We start from the raw sequence: 17,655 nt of genomic DNA on the forward strand, positions 1-17,655 counted from the left end.
GATCAGGACCCCGGCTTACGAAGATAATTGACGGCAAGAACCGCGAATTGCAGCGCCAGCAGCAGCAGCACGACAAAGAGAAACACTTTGGTCAGGCCCGGCGTCGGCGGGTTCCAGGCGCTGCCGCTGGTTTCCAGGCGCAGCGCCCCCGAGGGTGTCCAGACCGCCCGCGCGACGCTGGTCCAGGAGGCCCAGGCGAAACAGGCGCAGGCCAGGCTGCAGGCGGCCGAGATCCCCACATCCATGATCCGCCGGGCAGAGGCCGAAAGCTGGTCATAGATCAGCACCACCCGGATATGCGCATTGCGCGCCGCCGCATAAAGCCCACCGAAGACAAAGGAGCAGGCGGTGAGGAAGATCACCGTCTCATGCGCCCAGACCGTCGGACGGTTGAAGCCGTAGCGCAGGATGACCTCGAGAAACAGGATGCCCGCGCAGGACAGGATGGCGAGGGCAAAGCCGGTGCCTGCCGTATTGACGATCCGGCCTAGGGCGCCGGCTTCCGGAGCGGCGCCGGTATCAGCATCGGCGTCGTGAGTCTGAGGCGTTGTGTCTTCGGTCATGGGGCGGATCCAGAAAAAGAACGCGCCCCGGCCCGCGGGGGTCGGGGCGCTTGCATGCCGGACTGCTTATTGCAGCAGGCCCTTGTCGCTGAGATAGCCGGTCAGGGTTTCATAGACCAGCATCGAGGCTTCGGAGGCCTCGGCTGCCGCGGCCCATTCGTCCTTGGCGATGGCACGGAAACGGGCGCGTTCCTCGGCCGGCCAGTCATGCACGGTCACCTTGCCCGACGCGGTCGCCTCGGCCACGGCCGCCGCATCGCGCTCGGCCAGAACGCCGATCTGCTTACGGGCGAAGTCGGACACGCTGTCCTCCAGCGCCTCTTGCAGATCTGTCGGCAGCGCATCCCAGGTCGCCTTGTTGATGCTCACCTCGACCAGCGGCATCGAGTGGAAGCCGGGATAGACCGGGTGGGTGGCAATGTCGTGCATGCCCTGGGCATGGTTGGTTGAGAACACGGTGTAATCGGCCGCATCGATGACGCCCTTGTCGAGCGAGGTGAAGACCTCACTGCCCGGCAGGTTCACCGGCGCGGCGCCGGCCGCGGCAAAGACCTTTTGCACCATGCCTTCGGGGGCGCGCATTTTCAGGCCCTTGAGATCGTCCACACCGTCCAGCGGCACCTTGGACAGGAAGGCTTCAAGCCCGGGGGTGGTGGCGCCGATGAAATGCAGCCCATAGGGCTCCATCAGCGTGTTCATCAGCTCCTTGCCGCCGCCGTTCTCCATGAAATCCAGCATCTGCTCGGGGTCCGACCAAGCGCCGACCGGGTTCGCGATCAGGCCAAAGGCCGGCTCCTTGCCGGCGAAATAGGAGGTGTCGGTGAAATGGCCGTTGAGGATGCCCGCCGCCACCGCGTCCTGGGTTTCGCTATGCGCCACGATGGTGCCAACCGGCAGCAGTTCGATGGCAATCCGGCCATCGGTGCGCGCCGCGACATCCTCGGCCCAGCTCTGCTGCAGCAGGAAATTCGCATTGCCCGCCGGATCCGAGGACTGGAAGCGGAAATCGTATTCGGCCGCCAGCGCCGCGCCCGACACCGACAGCATGGCCACCGCCGACCAGGCCAGTTTCGCAAAAGTATCTTTCATGAGCCTTCCTCCCTTAAAAGTTGACGGCAGGAGTAATGATTGCGCAATCATTTGTCAACTTGCCATCCAAAGGCTTTCATGGCAGAGTGTTTTCCAATGAAAAAAAAGACCGAAAACTATAGGATTACCCTAAAGGACGTCGCTACCCACGCTGGAGTTAGCGCGATCACTGTTTCCCGGACGATCCGTTCCCCCCAGCTGGTTTCCGAAAGCGCCCGCAAGCGAGTCAGGCGCTCCATCGACGCGCTTGGCTACGTGCCCGATGCGGCCGCCTCGACGCTGGCCTCGACCCGGACCGATGTGATCGGGCTGCTGATTCCCTCGCTGACCAACAGCGTCTTCACCGATGTGCTGCGCGGGCTTTACGATGCGCTCGAAGGCAGCCGGTTTTCCATCCAGATCGCCAATTACCGCTACAGCCCCGAGACCGAGGAAAAGCTGGTGCGCACCTTCCTGAACCAGAAGCCGGCCGGCATGATTCTGGCGGGCGTCAATCAGACCGAGGCCTGCCGCAGGTTGCTGCAGGCAGCGCCCTGCCCGGTGGTGCAGATCATGGACAGCGATGGCGAGGCGGTCGACAGTCTGATCGGCCTGTCCCACTTTGACGCCGGCCGCGCCGCAACCGGGCATCTTGCCGATCAGGGCTACCAGCGCATCGGCTTTCTCGGCGCCCGCATGGACCCGCGCTCGCAGCGCCGCTTTGCCGGGTTCCGCAGCGAGCTGGAGGAGCGCGGCCTGTTCGACCCCGACCGGGTGGTGACGACCCCCAAGGCCTCCAGCGTCGGGCTGGGCGGCACCCTGCTGTCTGATCTGTTCGCCCGGGCGCCGGACACCGATGCGATCTTCTGCAACAACGACGACCTGGCCGCCGGGGCGCTGTTCGAAGCGCAGCGCCGCGGCATCCGGGTGCCCGAGGATCTTGGCATCTGCGGCTTCAACGACCTGGAGATGAGCCGTCACCTCAACCCCGCGCTGACCTCGGTGGCGACGCCGCGCTACCAGATCGGCACCGAAGCGGTGGCGCATCTGATGCGCGCCCTGGAGGCGCCGGAGAGTGCCGAGCGCCAGGATATCAACCTTGGCTTTGAGGTCATCCCGCGCGGCACGACAAAACGGCAGGGCGGCTGAACCCTCACCGCGGCCTCTTTCCCTTTTCAACTCCCCCCGCAACCGCCGGGCGGCGCGCTCCGCCTGCCCCGGCGCCTTCAATTCCGGAGCATACCCCATGCAAATAACCCCTCAGGAAGCCAGCCTCCGCAGCCGCGAGATCTGCGCCCTGGCACCGGTGATGCCGGTGCTGGTGATCCGGGAGGCCGCAGCCGCCGGGCCGCTGGCCGAGGCCCTCATCAGCGGTGGCCTGCCAGCCCTTGAAGTGACCCTGCGCACTCCGGCGGCGCTGGAGGCGATCCGCGACATGGCGCAGGTGCCGGGCTGCGTGGTCGGGGCCGGCACGCTGATCACCCCGGATGATGCGGTGGCGGCGAAAGAGGCCGGCGCAGAGTTCGGCGTCTCCCCCGGCGCCACCGATGCGCTGCTGGACGCCTGCGAGAAGATCGGCTTGCCGCTGCTGCCCGGCGCCGCCACCGCGTCAGAGGCCATGCGGCTGCTGGCCCGCGGCTACCGGATGCAGAAATTCTTCCCGGCCGAGGCCTCTGGCGGCGCTCCGACCCTGAAGGCCATAGGCGCGCCGCTGCCGCAGATTTCCTTTTGCCCGACCGGCGGCATCACCCCCGGAAATGTGCAGGGATATCTGGATCTGCCCAATGTGGTCTGCGCGGGTGGCAGCTGGATCGCCCCGCAAGAGCTGGTGAGCGCAGGCGACTGGAGCGCGATCCGGACGTTGGCCCGGGCGGCAGCCCAATTGCCTGCCTGACCGGCCAGGCAGGCCAAGTGAGGCAAGCCGGGCGGGCAAGGCCGGGCTTCATGAGGCCCGCGCAGCCCATTCGGCCACCAGCTGCGCCGGATCGGCTAGGGGCAGCGGCACATCCGGCGGCAGCAGACCGGCCAGCCGGGTCACCTCCAGCGCAACCTCGGGGATGGCGGTATCGGGCGCCGGGCGCAAGCTGAAATCCAGCCCCGCTGCGCGCAGCAGATCGCCCATGGCAACCGGGCCGGGCTGGGCCAGGTTCAAGACATTCGGCAAGTCGGGGTGCTGCACCAGCGCCGCCAGCACCTGCGCCAGCATCCGCACCCCGATATAGCTGCGCCGGGGCGTCGTGCCATCAGCGAAACGGTCCAGCTGAAACCCAGGGCGCCAGCCGCCAAGGATGGCATCGAGCCCCGCGATATTGCCGATCCTGAGGGCGGTGACCGCCACCCCGGCCTCTGCCCCCAGCCTGAGGACCTGCGCCTCCATTTCGGCCTTGGCGACGCCATAGGGATTGGCCGGATGCAACGGCGCCTCTTCGGACAGGACACCGGGCTGATTGCCATAGACCGCCGCCGAGGACGCCAGCAACACCCGCGTCTTTCTGTCACTGGCGGGGTTTTGGGAGCTGGCCTGATTGCTTGCCTGCGCCGCCTTTATCGCGGCTTCGGCGAGGCGGGCATTGTCATCGAGATCGCCGCCGTGGCCCGGGGTGACACCAGCGAGGCAGAGAATCGTATCGGTGCCCTCTGCCGCCCGCGCCAGGGTCGCGGGATCTTCCAGCGGCGCAAGGATATGCCAGGCTTCCCCTGCGGTACAATCAGCCGGACGGCGGCGCGCCTGCCAGCGCAGATCGCTGCCCACAGGCAGCAGGGTCGGCCAATCCCGGCGCAACAGCCCGCCGATCCGCCCACCAGCGCCGAGCACCAGAATGGCCGGGGCTGTGGGATCGCCCCCCGATTCTGCCTCCATAGGTGTTGACGCTTGTTGTTGACGCATGGCACAGGCCCAGTATCTTGCTCGAATAATAACCACAGGTCCGAAACCGGATCAGAAATCAAGCCGTTTCCGGACAGGGACTCCATGCGCTCTTTCATTTCACTGCTCGCCGCCGTCAGCCTCGTTCTTTTGTCGGCGGCTTGTGGCCGTCTGCCAAGCGGCGCCCCCGTCAGCGAGGAAATCCTGGCCCAGTCCAGCGAACCGGATGCCGATTTTGCGCTTTATCAGGTCACCCGCGCCTTCCTGCCGACGGTGGGGCAATGGCCGGAAACCGGCCAGAAAGAGCTTTTGGGCTGGATCCGCGCCAGCCAGGGCGCCAAGACCCAGATCATCCAGGCCGGCGACACGCTGACGCTCCGGATCTGGGACAGCAGCGACAATTCCCTGCTGACCTCCTCCGAGCAGAAGATGGTGCAGCTGCAGGACGTGCGGGTGGCCTCGAACGGCTCTGTCTTCATGCCCTATGTGGGCAATGTGAACGTGCTGGGGCTGACCCCGGATCTGGCGCGGGAAAAACTGCAGGAAGAGCTGGAAGCCATCGTGCCTTCGGCGCAGCTGCAGCTGGACATGGCCGAAGGGCGCGGCAACTCGGTCGATCTGGTTTCCGGCGTTGCCCGGCCCGGCACCTACCCGATGCCGGACCGCAACTATACCGTGATGGGGTTGATCTCGGCCGGGGGCGGTATTTCCTCCAACCTCAACAACCCGCAGATCCGCCTGGTGCGGGGCAGCAATATCTACGGCACCTCGGTGCAGAACCTGCTGAACAATCCCCGCCTTGATACGCTTTTGCGCGGCGGCGACCGGGTTTTCGTGGAAGAGGACGAGCGCTATTTCCTCTCCTTCGGGGCCACCGGTACCGAGGATCTGCATATCTTCACCAAGGACGAGATGTCGGCGATGGACGCGATCTCGGTCTCGGGGGGCTTTCAGGACAGCAAGGCCGATCCCGAAGGGCTGCTGGTCCTGCGCGAATACCCGGCTTCGGCGGTGGCGCCGGGCCGACGTGGCCCGCGCCACAACCGCGTGGTCTTCACCCTGGACCTGACCACGGCGGACGGGCTGTTTTCCGCCCGCAAGTTCGAGATCAACCCAGGCGATCTGGTCATTGCCACCGAATCCCCGGTGAACGATGCGTTGACCGTCTCCAATCTCATCGGCAACTTCTTCGGTGTCTTCAGTCGGGCTGGCGTGCTGTAACGCGCGTCAGTCCAGCAGCCGCTCCAGATAAGTGCCGTAGTCATTCTTCTTGAATAGATCGGCGCGGGCCTGCAGCTGCTGATCGTCGATCCAGCCCTGCTCATAGGCGATTTCCTCAAGGCAGCCGGTCTGCAGCCCCTGGCGTTTGGTCAGGGTGCGCACAAAATTGCCCGCATCCAGAAGCGAGCCATGGGTGCCGGTATCAAGCCAGGCATAACCGCGGCCCATGGTTTCCACCCGCAGGCTGCCTTCATCCAGATACATCTGCAGAAGATCGGTGATCTCCAGCTCGCCGCGCGGCGAAGGCTTCACCTTGCGGGCGCGGGCGGGCGCGGTGCCATCGAGGAAGTAAAGCCCGGTCACCGCATAATTCGACGGTGGCACCTCGGGCTTTTCGATAATCTCCCTGGCGGTGCCCTGGTCATCGAAATCTACCACGCCATAGCGTTCGGGGTCGGCCACGTGATAACCAAAGACGGTGCCGCCGCTGGCCTGTTCATCTGCTGCCGCCAGCAGGCTCGGCAGACCATGGCCGAAGAAGATATTGTCGCCCAGCACCAGCGCCGAGGGCGCGCCATCAAGGAAGTCCTCGGCCAGGATATAGGCCTGCGCCAGACCATCGGGCGACGGTTGCACCACATACGTCAGCGAGACGCCCCACTGGCTGCCATCACCAAGGGTGCGCTTGAACTGACCCTGATCCTGCGGCGTGGTGATGATGCAGATCTCGCGGATGCCCGCCAGCAGCAGCACCGACAGCGGGTAATAGATCATCGGCTTGTCGTAGATCGGCAAAAGCTGTTTCGACACCCCCATGGTGATCGGATAAAGCCGGGTGCCGGAGCCCCCCGCCAGAATGATGCCTTTGCGCGTGGTGCTGCGTGCCGTCATGCGCTCTCCCCCAGATCTTTCAGAATATCATCAAGGCCCGCCCGCCAATCGGGACGGGTGATGCCAAAAACAGTCTCTAACAACGCGCAATCGAGCCTAGAGTTCAACGGCCGCCTTGCCGGAGTCGGATACTCGCTGGAGGGGATATCCACCACTTCGCACGCAAGGCCCGCGCGGGCAAAGATCTCGCGCGCAAACCCGGCCCAGCTGGTGTCCGGTGTACCTGCTAAATGATAGGTGCCGCTCTTGCCCGGATCCTCGGCCAGTTGCCCGGCGATCGTCATGCAGGCCACCGCGATGGCGCGCGCCGGGGTCGGGGCACCGATCTGATCCGCCACGATGGTCAGGCGGTCGCGTTCCTTGCCCAGGCGCAGCATGGTCTTGATGAAATTGTTGCCATGGGCCGAGACCACCCAGGAGGTGCGCAGGATGGCATATGCCCCCCCTGCTGCGCGTACCGCCTCTTCGCCGACCAGCTTGCTGCGGCCATAGGCGCCAAGCGGACCGGTCGTATCCTTAGGGTTCCAGGGGGCATAGCCGCGGCCATCAAAGACGTAATCGGTGGAAACGGTGACAAAGGGAATCCCCAGATCAGCGCAGGAGCGGGCCATGGCGGCGGGGGCAACCCCGTTGATCACCGTGGCCAGTTCCTCTTCCTCTTCGGCGCGATCGACAGCGGTATAGGCGGCGGCATTGATCACCGCCGCAGGCGCATGAGCACGGATGATCTCCCCGCAGGCATCGGGATCGGAGAGATCCGCCTGATCCCGCCCCAGACAGGTGACCTCCTCATGCAGCGCCAATTCACGGGCCAACTGGCCGGTTTCTCCGAAGACAAGGATCATGTCCTCTTCCCCCAAACCAAGGGCAGCGCCCGCACCGGGGTGGGCGTGAAACGCCCGCCCATGGGGGCGGGGCGGGCGTTGCCCGGGCTGCTATACGCACCCCGGGCCATCATTCGCCAGTCCCCAGCCGCTGCCCAACACCGTGACGGTCCTGCAGAGCGCGCCACCAGGGTTCATTGTCGAGATACCATTGCACGGTGCGGGCCAGACCTTCCTCGACCGTGACGCTTGGCCGCCAGCCCAGTTCCTCGCGGATACGCGAGGGATCGATGGCATAGCGCGCGTCATGACCCGGCCGGTCGGTGACAAAGGTGATCTGATCGGCATAAGACTTACCATCGGCGCGCGGACGTTTTTCGTCCAGGATCGCGCAAAGCGTCTGCACCAGTTCCAGATTGCTGCGCTCGTTCTCGCCACCGATATTATAGGAGCGCCCCAGCGCCCCCTTCTGCAACACCAGCAACAGCGCATCAGCGTGATCTTCCACATAAAGCCAGTCGCGGATGTTCGACCCATCGCCATAGATCGGCAGGGCCTTTCCGGCCAGCGCGTTGAGGATCACCACCGGAATGAGTTTCTCCGGGAAATGATAGGGGCCGTAGTTGTTGGAACAATTGGTCAGCACCACCGGCAGCCCGTAGGTCTCGGCCCAGGCGCGCACCAGATGGTCGGAGCTGGCCTTGGAGGCCGAATAGGGTGAGCGCGGATCATAGGCGGTGTCTTCGGTGAACATCATCTCAGGATCATTGGGCAGCGAGCCATAGACCTCATCGGTAGAGATGTGATGGAAGCGGAAGTCTTCGGGGCGGTCATTCCGAGCCCAGTATTTGCGCGCGGCCTCCAGCATGTTGAAGGTGCCGGTGATATTGGTCTCGATGAAATCGCCCGGCCCGTCGATCGAGCGGTCCACGTGACTTTCGGCGGCCAGATGCATCACCGCATCGGGCTTATGCGCAGCAAAGACCCGGTCGAGCGCGGCGCGGTCGCGGATGTCGGCTTGCTCAAAAGCGTAATCCGGGCTGTCTGCCACTCCGGCCACATTCTCAAGACAGGCGGCATAGGTCAGCGCATCGAGGTTCACCACCTGATGGCCCCGGGCAATCGCCAGGCGCACCACGGCAGAGCCGATAAATCCGGCGCCGCCGGTCACGAGTATCTTCATGGGTTATCCTTCCCAGACAAACGGGCTGTCGAAATCTGCCAGCGCGCCGGCGGCGGCGTCCTTATCCGACAGGACCGGCGTGCCCTCAAAGCCCCAGTCGATGCCGCAGCTGTCCCAGGCCACGGCACCATCACACTCGGGCGCGTAATAATCGGTGCATTTGTAGATGATCTCGGTATCCGGCGCGCGGGTGATGAACCCATGCAGGAAGCCCTTGGGCACCAGCAACTGCTTGCCGTTTTCCGCGCTCAACTCGATCCCGAACCACTTGCCATAGCTGCGCGAGCCCTTGCGGATATCCACCGCCACATCAAAAAGCGCCCCGCGCCCGCAGCGCACCAGCTTGTCCTGAGCATGGGGCGGCGCCTGGAAATGCAGCCCCCGCAGGGTGCCGACCTGCGACGACAACGAATGATTGTCCTGCACGAATTCGAAATCCAGCCCGTGGTCTGCCATCCGCTGCCGGTTCCAGCTTTCGCTGAAAAAGCCGCGGGCATCCCCGAACCGCTGCGGTGTCAGGACCTTCAGTCCCGGCATGCCTGTCTCTTCGATCTGCATCCTGTCCGTCCCGATCTGGATGATCTTTTCCTGCCGCAGTCCTAGCCGCTCCGGCGCCCCCGCGCCAGTCATCAGGCCAGCCTTCAGCTCTGCCTCCGCAACCGCAGCGCGGAGGGCCTGCCCCTTCTGCTCTGTAAAACCGGCAACCCCATGACCAGCCCATGACCACCTCATGACACGGAGACGACAGAACCGGGGCGCTCAGCCGCAATCCGGTTGCGCCAGCCGCCCCCGCAGGGCAAGCATGCAAAAAACATTCCTAAGACGGTGTCAAAATCGCCCATGAAATTTCTCTTTGTCCATCAGAACATGCCCGGCCAGTACCGGGAATTGATCACCTGGCTGGCAGCGCAGCCCGAGGGTCACGAGATCTATTTCCTGACCCAGCGCAGTGACATCCAGCTGCCCGGCGTCACCACGGTAACCTACAAGGCGCATCATCAGCCCGCCAAGGACGCCTATGGGCTGTCCAAGGACTGGGAGGCCGCGGCCGGCACCGGTATCGGCGCAGCACTGGCCGCGCGGCAGTTGAAAGACACCCGCGGCTGGAGCCCCGATATCATCATCGGGCACACCGGCTGGGGCGAGCTGACCTTCCTGAAAGAGGTCTGGCCCGATGTGCCGATGATCGGCTTCTTCGAATATTTCTACCGCACTTCCGGCGGGCTGGTGGGGTTCGACCCGGACAACCCGCCCAACGATCAGGCCGGCTTTTTTGCCCAGGCCCGCAACACGGTGCCCTATACCAATATCCACACCGTCGATCTCGGCCATACTCCCACCTACTGGCAGCGCGACCGCTTCCCCAAAAGCTTCCATGACCGCATGTATGTCTGCCACGACGGCATCCGCACCGACCGGCTGCAGCCCGACCCCGAGGCCTCGATTTCGCTGGGGCGGCTCGACCGCCCGCTGACCCGGGACGACGAGGTGATCACCTATGTCGCCCGCAACATGGAGCGCGCCCGCGGCTTTCACATCATGATGCGCGCCCTGCCGAAGATCCTGAAGGAACGCCCCAACGCCCGCGTCCTGATGATCGGCGGCAATGAGACCTCCTATGGCGCCGAAAGCAAACACCCGGAAGGCCTGCGCGGCGAGATGGAAGATGAGCTGCAAGGCCAGATCGACTGGAGTCGGGTGCATTTCCTTGGCCGCATCCCCTATGATGCCCTCTGCGATATCATCCGCATCAGCCGCTGCCACATCTATCTGACCATGCCCTTCGTGCTCAGCTGGTCGCTGCTGGAGGCGATGTCGATGCAGGCCACGGTGGTGGCCGCCGATGTGGCGCCGGTGCGCGAGGCCGTCACCCATGGGGAAACCGGCATGCTGGTGGACTTCTTCGACCCCGACGCGCTGGCGGCACAGGTGGTGGATGTGGTGGCCAACCCAGGATCTTATGCCCACCTTGGCCCCAATGCCCGCGCCCATGTGGTGGAGACTTACGATTTCCTGACCCGCTGCCTGCCGGAACATATCGCGCAGATCAACGCGCTGGTGCCTGAAGAGAAGCGGATCCGGATCTGAGCAAATGTTTCGCGCGCGAAACATTTGGAGGTATCTGCCATGACAAATGACGAGACTGGCCCTCTCTCCTGAGGGCCGGTTTAGAGACGACTTTAAGCTCTTTAGAGACTGCTTTAGGCCTCTCGGGCGCGTTTTTTCACCCAGCCCAGGAAAGCCCCATCCGCCTGGCGCAGGCGCGGGCTGCCCGAACGTTGCCACATGGCGCGCCACTCGGCCTCCAGCGCATAGACATCGGCGCCGGGCATCAGGCTGCGGGCGCGCTCCAGCGTCTCCGGCTTCAGCACCGGGGCGGCGCCCATCCCCATACCGGACGCCGGGGCGACCACCGCGTGTTTCTGGCTGAACCGGATCAGATCGCCCGGCAGCTCTTCCATCGCATAATCCGGCAAGGGCTGCGCCTCGATCATATCGCGGATCATCTTGCGGAACACCCGGCGCGGGCTGGCCGATCCGGATTTCTTCAGCAAGGTGTCCACCGAGATGGTCCAGCCTTCCTGGCGGCCGCAATGCTTGCGGGTCAGCTCGTAGATGCGCCGCTCCAGCGGTTTGCGCAGGCGGAAATAATCGCGGCTGAGAGTCAGCACCGATTTCGACAGCACCGCCCGAAACAGCCATTCGCTGAGGGTGACAGCAACGTTGACCATGCGCCCGCCCCGGGCCTTGCGCACGATTTCCCAGCTTTCGATCAGGCCAAAACCCGAGGTGACCTCTTGGCCGCCGGTGACGATATTGGTGGTGATGCGGGTGCCCGCCAGCCGTTCAAAGGATTCGCGCAGCCGCCGGTAGGCATCGCCCGAGGTTTCCCGGTTAGTCGCCACCAGCAGATCATGCGCCTTCAGATGCAATGTGCGGCTGACCTGCCGTCCGGCGTTCAGCGCCGCCATCAGCTGGCTGATGCAGAAGATCAGGATGTCCTTGTCGTGGATCGTCGCCAGCCCCTTGACGCTGGGGGTCACGGTAATCTCGGCGCCGTTGTGTTCATAGTTGAGAATGCGCCGGTCCGGCCGGGTGCCCAGCGAGAACAGCGGATGCTCCATCGAGGCGAGGTCGTTCTTGGGGATCGCATCGAAAATATCGCAGAGGAAGAACGCCCCCTGCTCCGATGTCTGCGCCACGGGAGCCTGCATACCCGTTCCGCCTGCTGTGCCCACAGCTGCCATGATCCCTGCCCTGTCGCTCTGCCTGGCCCCCCGGTTTTCAGGGCGATCATTGCGCCCTCCGGGGTGACTCGTTTTTCGTGGTTTTGATTACGCTCACCCTAAAGTTATCCACATACCGCCGCAACGGGGTTCCGGAATCGGAACATCGGGGGTTCGGAGTCATATGAACGGGGTTTCAGAGTCACTGCTTCCAGAAAAACACGCCCAATCGCCAATGAAAAAAGGGCTTTGCAGCACCGGGCTTCTTCCCGTAACTATTATATAACTCATAAATAACAGGGCAGAAAAATTTTCAGCCTGGCCCAACGCCTCCAAAACCACGGCTTTCCACCGCTGCAACAGACGGATTTGCTTAGAAAAAGCAAAAGAGGTGCGCATATTTCTTCCATGTGCTCTGTTTTCTGCTATCTTGCCAAAAAGAGCGCACATCAGGCGTTTCATCCAAGAGGGCTGTACTCTTTCCAGAAGGGCGCAGCGCAGCAGCAAAGAAACCGGCAGCAATCCATGGCACGAGATATCCACAGGAAAGAAACCGGGCGAAAAGACAGCGCCCTGCCCCCCTATTTCAACATTGATCCCGACGCGGCCCTGGCCGAGCTGGAGGCGCCCACCAGCACGGCAGGCTTTGCCGGAATCGCCGAAGGCTGCGCCCGGGGCCGGGCCGATCTGGCCAGCCGGGGATTGGATGAGGAAGGGCGCAAAACCCTGCGCCTGTTCTCCACCTGGGAAATCACCCGCTACCTGATCCCCGTCGCCCAGGCCCATTTCCGCCGGGTGCTGAAGGCCAACCCGGAGCTGCCGCAGGGGCGTTCGGAAACCGAGGGCGGCGCCAAGTGGTTCACCCTCGACGAGGTGCTGGTCCTGCGGGCGCATTTCGCGGCGCAAGGATCCAAGGCCAAGGATTACATCCCCTACCGCCCCAAGGGCCTGCCGGCCAAGATGGTCGCCGTGGCCAACTTCAAGGGCGGTGTCGGCAAGACCTCCACCGCGGCGCATCTGGCGATGTCGGCGGCGCTGGATGGCTACAAGGTGCTGGTCATCGATCTCGATAGCCAGGGCTCGATGACCTCGATCTTCGGCGGCCGGGTCGAGGATGAATGGCAGACCGCCTTTCCGCTCTTGGCGCGCCACTATGGCGAACACCTGCGCAGCGAGAACCAGCGCCGCCTGGACCGGGGCGAGGCGCCCCAGCCGATGGACGATGCGCTGACCGCGGCGATGGACATGACGGCGGCGGATGTCATCCAGAGCACCCACTGGCCCAATATCGATCTCATCGGCGCCCAGCTGAACCTCTACTGGGCCGAATTCCAGATCCCGGTCTGGCGCATGGCGGCGCGCTCCTGGAAGCTCTGGGATGCGCTCACCGACCGGCTGGAGGCCGACGGGGTGCTGGACCAGTACGATGTGATCTTTATCGATACGCCCCCCGCTCTTGGCTATCTCACCATCAACGGGCTGTCAGCGGCGGATATCCTGCTGGTGCCCATGGGAGCGTCCTTTCTGGAGTTCGACTCGACGGGGCGCTTCTTTGACATGCTGCATTCCACCTTTGCCAGTATCGAGGAGGGCGAGAACCTCGCCGCCCGCGCCCTGGGCCGACCCGAGATGGGCTTTGAATGGGATGCGGTGCGCGCTGTAATCACCCGCTACGACAGCGCGCAGCAGGGCGAGCTGGCCGGGCTGATGCAGGCCTATATGGGGCCGGTGCTCTCTCCGCATAAACAGGATTACACCGCGCTGATCGGTCAGGCCGGCGAACAGGTCTCCGGCATCTACGAGGCCGATTACCGCGATTTCAACCGCGAGACCTATGCGCGCGGTCGCGAAACATTCGACGAAACCTACGCCGCCTTCAAACGGCTGCTGATCGGCTGCTGGCGCCGCGCCGAGGTGCAGATGCAGAGCGCGGCCGAGTAAGGCCCCGGCAGGGATGATGGCGCAGACTGCGCGCCCAAAGGAGACAGGCAGATGGCAAAACGCAAACGGTTGATGCCGGCACAGAGCAGCTATCTTTCCGGCGCCCCGGAAAGCAAATCCGCCCTTGGCGGTCCGATGGCCGTGGGGGCGGCGCCGATCGCGCAGGTGGCGTCGGAAACCGCTTCGCAAGCGGCCTTGCAGGAATTGTCCGACGTGCTGGAAAACGCCCGCAGCAAGGGGCTGATGATCGAAGAGGTGCCGCTGTCGGCCATCGACGAAACCCATCTGGTGCGCGACCGGATCGAACAGGACGCCGAGGAAATGGATGCCCTCGTCGAATCCCTGCGCGCCCGTGGCCAGCAGACCCCGGTCGAACTGGTGCCGCTGGAACCCCGCCCCGATGGCCGCAGTCATGGCCTGATCTCGGGCTGGCGCCGCCTTGGCGCCCTGCGCAGGCTCTACGCCGAGACTTCAGACCCGAAATACGCCACGGTGAAGGCGCTGATCATCCGCCCGGAGACGGCGCAGGATGCCTATATCGCCATGGTCGAGGAAAACGAAATCCGGGTGAACCTCTCCCATTACGAACGCGCGCGGATCGCGGTGCGGGCGATGAAGGAAGAGGTGTTTCCGACTCTGAAAAAGGCACTTCAGAGTCTCTTTGCTAATGTACCCCGCGCCAAACGCTCCAAGATCCGCAGCTTCGTGACCCTGGTCGAGGAGCTGGATGCAGTGCTGTTCTATCCCACCGCCATCAGCGAGAAGCTGGGCCTGTCACTGGTGCGCGCCATGGGCGAGGACGAAGGTTTTGCAGAGCGCCTGCGTGCTGCCCTTCAGGCGGCGCCGCGCGAGTCTGGAGCGGATGAGTTGGAGATCCTGAACCGGGTTCTGGCCGAGACACAGGACGGATCTGAGGTCGAAACGGCAAAGGCTGATGCGTCTCTAAACGTCGCTTTAGAGACGAAAACTGCGACGCCCGAGGCCCCTGCCCGCCCGCGTGTGCGCACCCCCGGTACCGAGGGATCCGAGCGGATCTCGGTTCAGGCTGCTGCGGGTGTGCGGCTGGGCTTCACGCCTGGACAGAACCGGATTGAGTTGACCGGCGATGCTGTCGATGCAGAGCTGATGGCGGCGCTGCTGGACTGGCTGAAACACCGCTGAATCCAAGGCTGCAATCAGAACGAATTCGACCCTAAACCCCGGTTTAGGGTCTTTTTGTAGACTCTGCAGCGTGTCCAAATGTTTCGCGCGCGAAACATTTGGGACCTGTTGGAAGCGGAGGCAGGCTCAGCGGCCCACCGCGATATACTGGGAGAATCCGGCCCGTTCGGCGGCCCGGGCGGAATAAACATTGCGCAGATCCGCCATCCGCGGATAGGCCATCCTGGCGGCCAGAGCCTTCAGATCAAGCGCGCGGAACTCGTTCCATTCGGTCAGGAGCACCACCAGATCGGCGCCCTCTGCCGCCTCATAGGGGTCCTCGAGCCAGTCGACGCCGGGCAGCAGGGCCTCGCCCTCGGCGCGGCCCTGCGGGTCGATCACCCGCACATGGGCGCCGCCGCCCACCATGGCGGGCACGATGGTCAGGCTGGGGGCTTCGCGCATGTCGTCGGTATTGGGTTTGAAGGTGACACCCAGTACTGTCACCGTCTTGCCGTTGAAAGAGCCTCCGCAGGCATCGCGCAGCTTTTCCACCATGCGCGCCTTCACCTCGTCATTGACCCGCATCACCGTCTCGGTGATCCGCATCGGAAAGGAATGGTCCTGGCCGATGCGCGCCAGCGCGGCGGTGTCTTTCGGGAAGCAGGAGCCGCCATAGCCGGGGCCGGCATGCAGGAACTTGTTGCCGATCCGCCCGTCCAGACCGACCCCGCGCGAGACCTCTTTGACATCAGCGCCCACCTTTTCGCAAAGCCCGGCGATTTCATTCATGAAGGTGATCTTGGTCGCCAGAAAGGCATTGGCGGCGTATTTGATCATCTCGGCGCTTTCCAGATCGGTGGTCAGGATCGGAAAATCGCGCAGGTAAAGGGGGCGGTAGATCTCGCTCATGACCTCGGCGGCGTGGGCGCTTTCGACGCCGACCACCACCCGGTCGGGCTTCATGAAATCCTCGATCGCCGCGCCTTCGCGCAGGAATTCAGGGTTGGAGGCCACATCGAAGTCCGCATCCGGATTGGCGCTGGCGATCACCTCTTGCACCTGCCGGTTGGTGCCCACCGGCACGGTGGATTTGGTCACCACCACCGCATAGCCGGTCAGCGCCGCGGCGATCTCTTCGGCGGCGGCCATCACATAGGTCAGATCCGCGTGGCCATCGCCGCGCCGGGTCGGGGTGCCGACGGCGATAAACACCGCCTCGGCGCCATCCACGGCGGCGGCCAGATCGTCGCTGAACTCCAGCCGCCCGGCGGCGACGTTCTTTTCCATCAGCGTATCCAGGCCCGGTTCGTAGATCGGCACCTCGCCCGCCTTCAGCCGGGCGATCTTGGCGGCGTCCTTGTCGACGCAGATTACGTCATGGCCGAAATCGGAGAAACAGACGCCGGACACCAGTCCCACGTAGCCAGTGCCAATCATCGCAATACGCATGGGGTGTCCCCTGTTCTGATGCTATGTCGTTCTGCAACTTTGAAGAAAGCGCAGGCTGGGCGCAATGGGGCTGGGGGCGCCCGTGCTCAAATGTTTCGCGCGCGAAACATTTGACGGCTCCTGCTGGTGTCACCGCGTTACGGCATCAGGCGCTGTAATAACCCCGGTACCAATCCACGAAACGGGCAACGCCGGTCCTGACATCGACCTCTGCCCGGTACCCGGTGAGGGCGCTCAGCAGCGATGTGTCAGCCCATGTCGCGGGCACGTCGCCGGCCTGCATCTCCTTCAGGATCTTCTGCGCGGGCTGTCCCAGCGCCTCTTCCAGGGCGGCGATATAGTCCATCAGCGGGGTGGGCTGGCTGGCGCCGATATTCACGACCCGGAAGGGCGCGACGGGGCTGAGGCTGTCCTGCGGCCCCACCGGAGCATTGCCTGGCACCGCCTCGATCAGCCCGGTGATGCCGGTGACCAGATCGTCGATATAGGTGAAATCGCGGCTCATGCGGCCGCGGTTATAGACCTCGATCGGCTCATCCGCGAGCATCGCCTTGGTGAATTTGAACAGCGCCATGTCGGGCCGGCCCCAGGGGCCATAGACGGTGAAGAACCGGAACATGGTGATCGGCAGCGCGTAAAGATGCGCATAGGAATGGCCCATCGCCTCGCCCGCCTTCTTGGTGGCGGCATAAAAGGACATCGGTGTGTCCGCCTTTTGCCGCTCGTCAAAGGGCATTTCCGTGTTGGCGCCATAGACCGAAGAGGTGGAGGCCATCAGAAGATGCGCAGGCGGGTGGGCGCGGGCAGCCTCCAAGAGTTCGAAGGTGCCGATCAGGTTGGCCTCGAGGTAGTCGCGCGGCGCATCGATAGAATGACGCACCCCGGCCTGGGCGGCCAGGTGAATGACCGCATCGGGGCGGTGGCGGGCAAAGAGTTCCACCAGGCGCCCGGGGTCTTCCAGCTTGCCGATCACCGGGGTGAAGGCCGGGCTTTCCGCCAGCATCGCGTGGCGGCGCTCCTTCAGGGCGACATCGTAATAGGGCGACATGCAATCCAGCCCGACGACCTGCCAGCCCGCGGCCAGCAGGCGGGCCGCAAGGTGATAGCCGATGAAGCCGGCCGATCCGGTGACAAGAGCAGTGCGCATGACATGCTTGGTGGCCGCTTCCGGCGGTCCTGTCAAACCCTATCCTGCGTCCTTCTGCGGGGCAGGCGGCGGCGCGGGGCAGCCCTTGGGGTTTGACATGAGGCTGGATTTATGAGTTTTGCGCTCCCACAA

The 17,655-nt window shown here is 64.0% G+C and carries 17 protein-coding genes; 6 read left to right on the top strand and 11 right to left on the bottom strand.

Annotated features, from left to right (window positions below):
* Positions 1 to 2: 2 nt before the first annotated feature.
* Both SM763_RS20920 and SM763_RS20925 read right to left on the bottom strand, forming a co-directional pair.
* Positions 3 to 563, bottom strand: coding sequence for a TRAP transporter small permease subunit (locus SM763_RS20920; protein ID WP_368999613.1), 561 nt, complete (start codon positions 561 to 563; stop codon positions 3 to 5).
* 66 nt (positions 564 to 629) lie between these two features.
* Positions 630 to 1,652, bottom strand: coding sequence for a TRAP transporter substrate-binding protein (locus SM763_RS20925; protein ID WP_368999614.1), 1,023 nt, complete (start codon positions 1,650 to 1,652; stop codon positions 630 to 632).
* A gap of 96 nt (positions 1,653 to 1,748) precedes the next feature.
* Between SM763_RS20925 and gntR the strand changes: the two genes are divergently transcribed.
* Together gntR and eda are read left to right on the top strand one after the other, a co-directional pair.
* Positions 1,749 to 2,780 (top strand): HTH-type transcriptional regulator GntR, encoded by a 1,032-nt coding sequence (gene gntR, locus SM763_RS20930; RefSeq protein ID WP_368999615.1) that lies wholly within the window; start codon positions 1,749 to 1,751, stop codon positions 2,778 to 2,780.
* A 97-nt stretch (positions 2,781 to 2,877) separates the two neighbouring features.
* Positions 2,878 to 3,525, top strand: coding sequence for a bifunctional 4-hydroxy-2-oxoglutarate aldolase/2-dehydro-3-deoxy-phosphogluconate aldolase (gene eda / locus SM763_RS20935; RefSeq protein ID WP_368999616.1), 648 nt, complete (start codon positions 2,878 to 2,880; stop codon positions 3,523 to 3,525).
* A 48-nt stretch (positions 3,526 to 3,573) separates the two neighbouring features.
* Here the strand turns inward: eda and SM763_RS20940 are convergent, their stop codons facing one another.
* On the bottom strand, positions 3,574 to 4,491 hold the full coding sequence (locus SM763_RS20940) for an NAD-dependent epimerase/dehydratase family protein (RefSeq protein ID WP_368999617.1): 918 nt from the start codon (positions 4,489 to 4,491) through the stop codon (positions 3,574 to 3,576).
* 111 nt (positions 4,492 to 4,602) lie between these two features.
* Between SM763_RS20940 and SM763_RS20945 the strand changes: the two genes are divergently transcribed.
* Positions 4,603 to 5,718, top strand: coding sequence for a polysaccharide biosynthesis/export family protein (locus tag SM763_RS20945; RefSeq protein WP_368999618.1), 1,116 nt, complete (start codon positions 4,603 to 4,605; stop codon positions 5,716 to 5,718).
* Between the two features lie 6 nt (positions 5,719 to 5,724).
* Here the strand turns inward: SM763_RS20945 and rfbA are convergent, their stop codons facing one another.
* The 4 genes from rfbA to rfbC all read right to left on the bottom strand — a co-directional run bounded on the left by rfbA (position 5,725) and on the right by rfbC (position 9,174).
* On the bottom strand, positions 5,725 to 6,609 hold the full coding sequence (rfbA, locus tag SM763_RS20950) for a glucose-1-phosphate thymidylyltransferase RfbA (protein ID WP_368999619.1): 885 nt from the start codon (positions 6,607 to 6,609) through the stop codon (positions 5,725 to 5,727).
* Positions 6,606 to 7,454 (bottom strand): dTDP-4-dehydrorhamnose reductase, encoded by an 849-nt coding sequence (gene rfbD / locus SM763_RS20955; RefSeq protein ID WP_368999620.1) that lies wholly within the window; start codon positions 7,452 to 7,454, stop codon positions 6,606 to 6,608. The genes rfbA and rfbD overlap by 4 nt, the downstream gene beginning before the upstream one ends.
* A gap of 109 nt (positions 7,455 to 7,563) precedes the next feature.
* Positions 7,564 to 8,616: a dTDP-glucose 4,6-dehydratase gene (rfbB, locus tag SM763_RS20960; protein WP_368999621.1), complete on the bottom strand. Its 1,053-nt coding sequence runs from the start codon at positions 8,614 to 8,616 to the stop codon at positions 7,564 to 7,566.
* 3 nt (positions 8,617 to 8,619) lie between these two features.
* Positions 8,620 to 9,174: a dTDP-4-dehydrorhamnose 3,5-epimerase gene (gene rfbC, locus SM763_RS20965; RefSeq protein ID WP_368999638.1), complete on the bottom strand. Its 555-nt coding sequence runs from the start codon at positions 9,172 to 9,174 to the stop codon at positions 8,620 to 8,622.
* A 282-nt stretch (positions 9,175 to 9,456) separates the two neighbouring features.
* On the opposite strand from rfbC, the gene SM763_RS20970 reads away from it, so the two are divergent.
* The gene (locus tag SM763_RS20970; RefSeq protein ID WP_368999622.1) at positions 9,457 to 10,704 is read left to right on the top strand and encodes a glycosyltransferase family 4 protein; all 1,248 of its coding nucleotides are present in this window, start codon (positions 9,457 to 9,459) and stop codon (positions 10,702 to 10,704) included.
* Between the two features lie 113 nt (positions 10,705 to 10,817).
* Here the strand turns inward: SM763_RS20970 and SM763_RS20975 are convergent, their stop codons facing one another.
* Both SM763_RS20975 and SM763_RS20980 read right to left on the bottom strand, forming a co-directional pair.
* Complete coding sequence (locus SM763_RS20975) at positions 10,818 to 11,831, bottom strand: replication initiator protein A (RefSeq protein ID WP_274834139.1); 1,014 nt, start codon at positions 11,829 to 11,831, stop codon at positions 10,818 to 10,820.
* A gap of 192 nt (positions 11,832 to 12,023) precedes the next feature.
* Complete coding sequence (locus SM763_RS20980) at positions 12,024 to 12,305, bottom strand: hypothetical protein (RefSeq protein ID WP_368999623.1); 282 nt, start codon at positions 12,303 to 12,305, stop codon at positions 12,024 to 12,026.
* Between the two features lie 63 nt (positions 12,306 to 12,368).
* On the opposite strand from SM763_RS20980, the gene SM763_RS20985 reads away from it, so the two are divergent.
* Together SM763_RS20985 and SM763_RS20990 are read left to right on the top strand one after the other, a co-directional pair.
* Positions 12,369 to 13,784, top strand: a complete 1,416-nt coding sequence (locus tag SM763_RS20985; protein WP_368981826.1) for an AAA family ATPase — start codon at positions 12,369 to 12,371, stop codon at positions 13,782 to 13,784.
* A gap of 51 nt (positions 13,785 to 13,835) precedes the next feature.
* Positions 13,836 to 14,945: a ParB/RepB/Spo0J family partition protein gene (locus SM763_RS20990; RefSeq protein ID WP_368999624.1), complete on the top strand. Its 1,110-nt coding sequence runs from the start codon at positions 13,836 to 13,838 to the stop codon at positions 14,943 to 14,945.
* Positions 14,946 to 15,071: 126 nt separating this feature from the next.
* Here the strand turns inward: SM763_RS20990 and SM763_RS20995 are convergent, their stop codons facing one another.
* Both SM763_RS20995 and SM763_RS21000 read right to left on the bottom strand, forming a co-directional pair.
* Positions 15,072 to 16,376, bottom strand: coding sequence for a UDP-glucose dehydrogenase family protein (locus SM763_RS20995; RefSeq protein WP_116560410.1), 1,305 nt, complete (start codon positions 16,374 to 16,376; stop codon positions 15,072 to 15,074).
* A gap of 145 nt (positions 16,377 to 16,521) precedes the next feature.
* Positions 16,522 to 17,523 carry an NAD-dependent epimerase/dehydratase family protein gene (locus SM763_RS21000; RefSeq protein ID WP_368999639.1) on the bottom strand — a complete coding sequence of 334 codons (1,002 nt, stop codon included), beginning with the start codon at positions 17,521 to 17,523 and terminating at the stop codon, positions 16,522 to 16,524.
* Positions 17,524 to 17,655 lie beyond the last annotated feature (132 nt).

The sequence above is a fragment of the Pseudophaeobacter sp. C1-32P7 genome (assembly GCF_041008775.1).
GTDB lineage: Bacteria > Pseudomonadota > Alphaproteobacteria > Rhodobacterales > Rhodobacteraceae > Phycobacter > Phycobacter gallaeciensis_A.

Excerpts from the sequence above, each read along its gene's own strand:
- SM763_RS20920 (WP_368999613.1), bottom strand. The coding sequence starts at position 563 with ATGACCGAAGACACAACGCCTCAGACTCACGACGCCGATGCTGATACC.
- SM763_RS20925 (WP_368999614.1), bottom strand. The coding sequence starts at position 1,652 with ATGAAAGATACTTTTGCGAAACTGGCCTGGTCGGCGGTGGCCATGCTG.
- gntR (WP_368999615.1), top strand. The coding sequence starts at position 1,749 with ATGAAAAAAAAGACCGAAAACTATAGGATTACCCTAAAGGACGTCGCT.
- eda (WP_368999616.1), top strand. The coding sequence starts at position 2,878 with ATGCAAATAACCCCTCAGGAAGCCAGCCTCCGCAGCCGCGAGATCTGC.
- SM763_RS20940 (WP_368999617.1), bottom strand. The coding sequence starts at position 4,491 with ATGGAGGCAGAATCGGGGGGCGATCCCACAGCCCCGGCCATTCTGGTG.
- SM763_RS20945 (WP_368999618.1), top strand. The coding sequence starts at position 4,603 with ATGCGCTCTTTCATTTCACTGCTCGCCGCCGTCAGCCTCGTTCTTTTG.
- rfbA (WP_368999619.1), bottom strand. The coding sequence starts at position 6,609 with ATGACGGCACGCAGCACCACGCGCAAAGGCATCATTCTGGCGGGGGGC.
- rfbD (WP_368999620.1), bottom strand. The coding sequence starts at position 7,454 with ATGATCCTTGTCTTCGGAGAAACCGGCCAGTTGGCCCGTGAATTGGCG.
- rfbB (WP_368999621.1), bottom strand. The coding sequence starts at position 8,616 with ATGAAGATACTCGTGACCGGCGGCGCCGGATTTATCGGCTCTGCCGTG.
- rfbC (WP_368999638.1), bottom strand. The coding sequence starts at position 9,174 with ATGCAGATCGAAGAGACAGGCATGCCGGGACTGAAGGTCCTGACACCG.
- SM763_RS20970 (WP_368999622.1), top strand. The coding sequence starts at position 9,457 with ATGAAATTTCTCTTTGTCCATCAGAACATGCCCGGCCAGTACCGGGAA.
- SM763_RS20975 (WP_274834139.1), bottom strand. The coding sequence starts at position 11,831 with ATGCAGGCTCCCGTGGCGCAGACATCGGAGCAGGGGGCGTTCTTCCTC.
- SM763_RS20980 (WP_368999623.1), bottom strand. The coding sequence starts at position 12,305 with ATGAAACGCCTGATGTGCGCTCTTTTTGGCAAGATAGCAGAAAACAGA.
- SM763_RS20985 (WP_368981826.1), top strand. The coding sequence starts at position 12,369 with ATGGCACGAGATATCCACAGGAAAGAAACCGGGCGAAAAGACAGCGCC.
- SM763_RS20990 (WP_368999624.1), top strand. The coding sequence starts at position 13,836 with ATGGCAAAACGCAAACGGTTGATGCCGGCACAGAGCAGCTATCTTTCC.
- SM763_RS20995 (WP_116560410.1), bottom strand. The coding sequence starts at position 16,376 with ATGCGTATTGCGATGATTGGCACTGGCTACGTGGGACTGGTGTCCGGC.
- SM763_RS21000 (WP_368999639.1), bottom strand. The coding sequence starts at position 17,523 with ATGCGCACTGCTCTTGTCACCGGATCGGCCGGCTTCATCGGCTATCAC.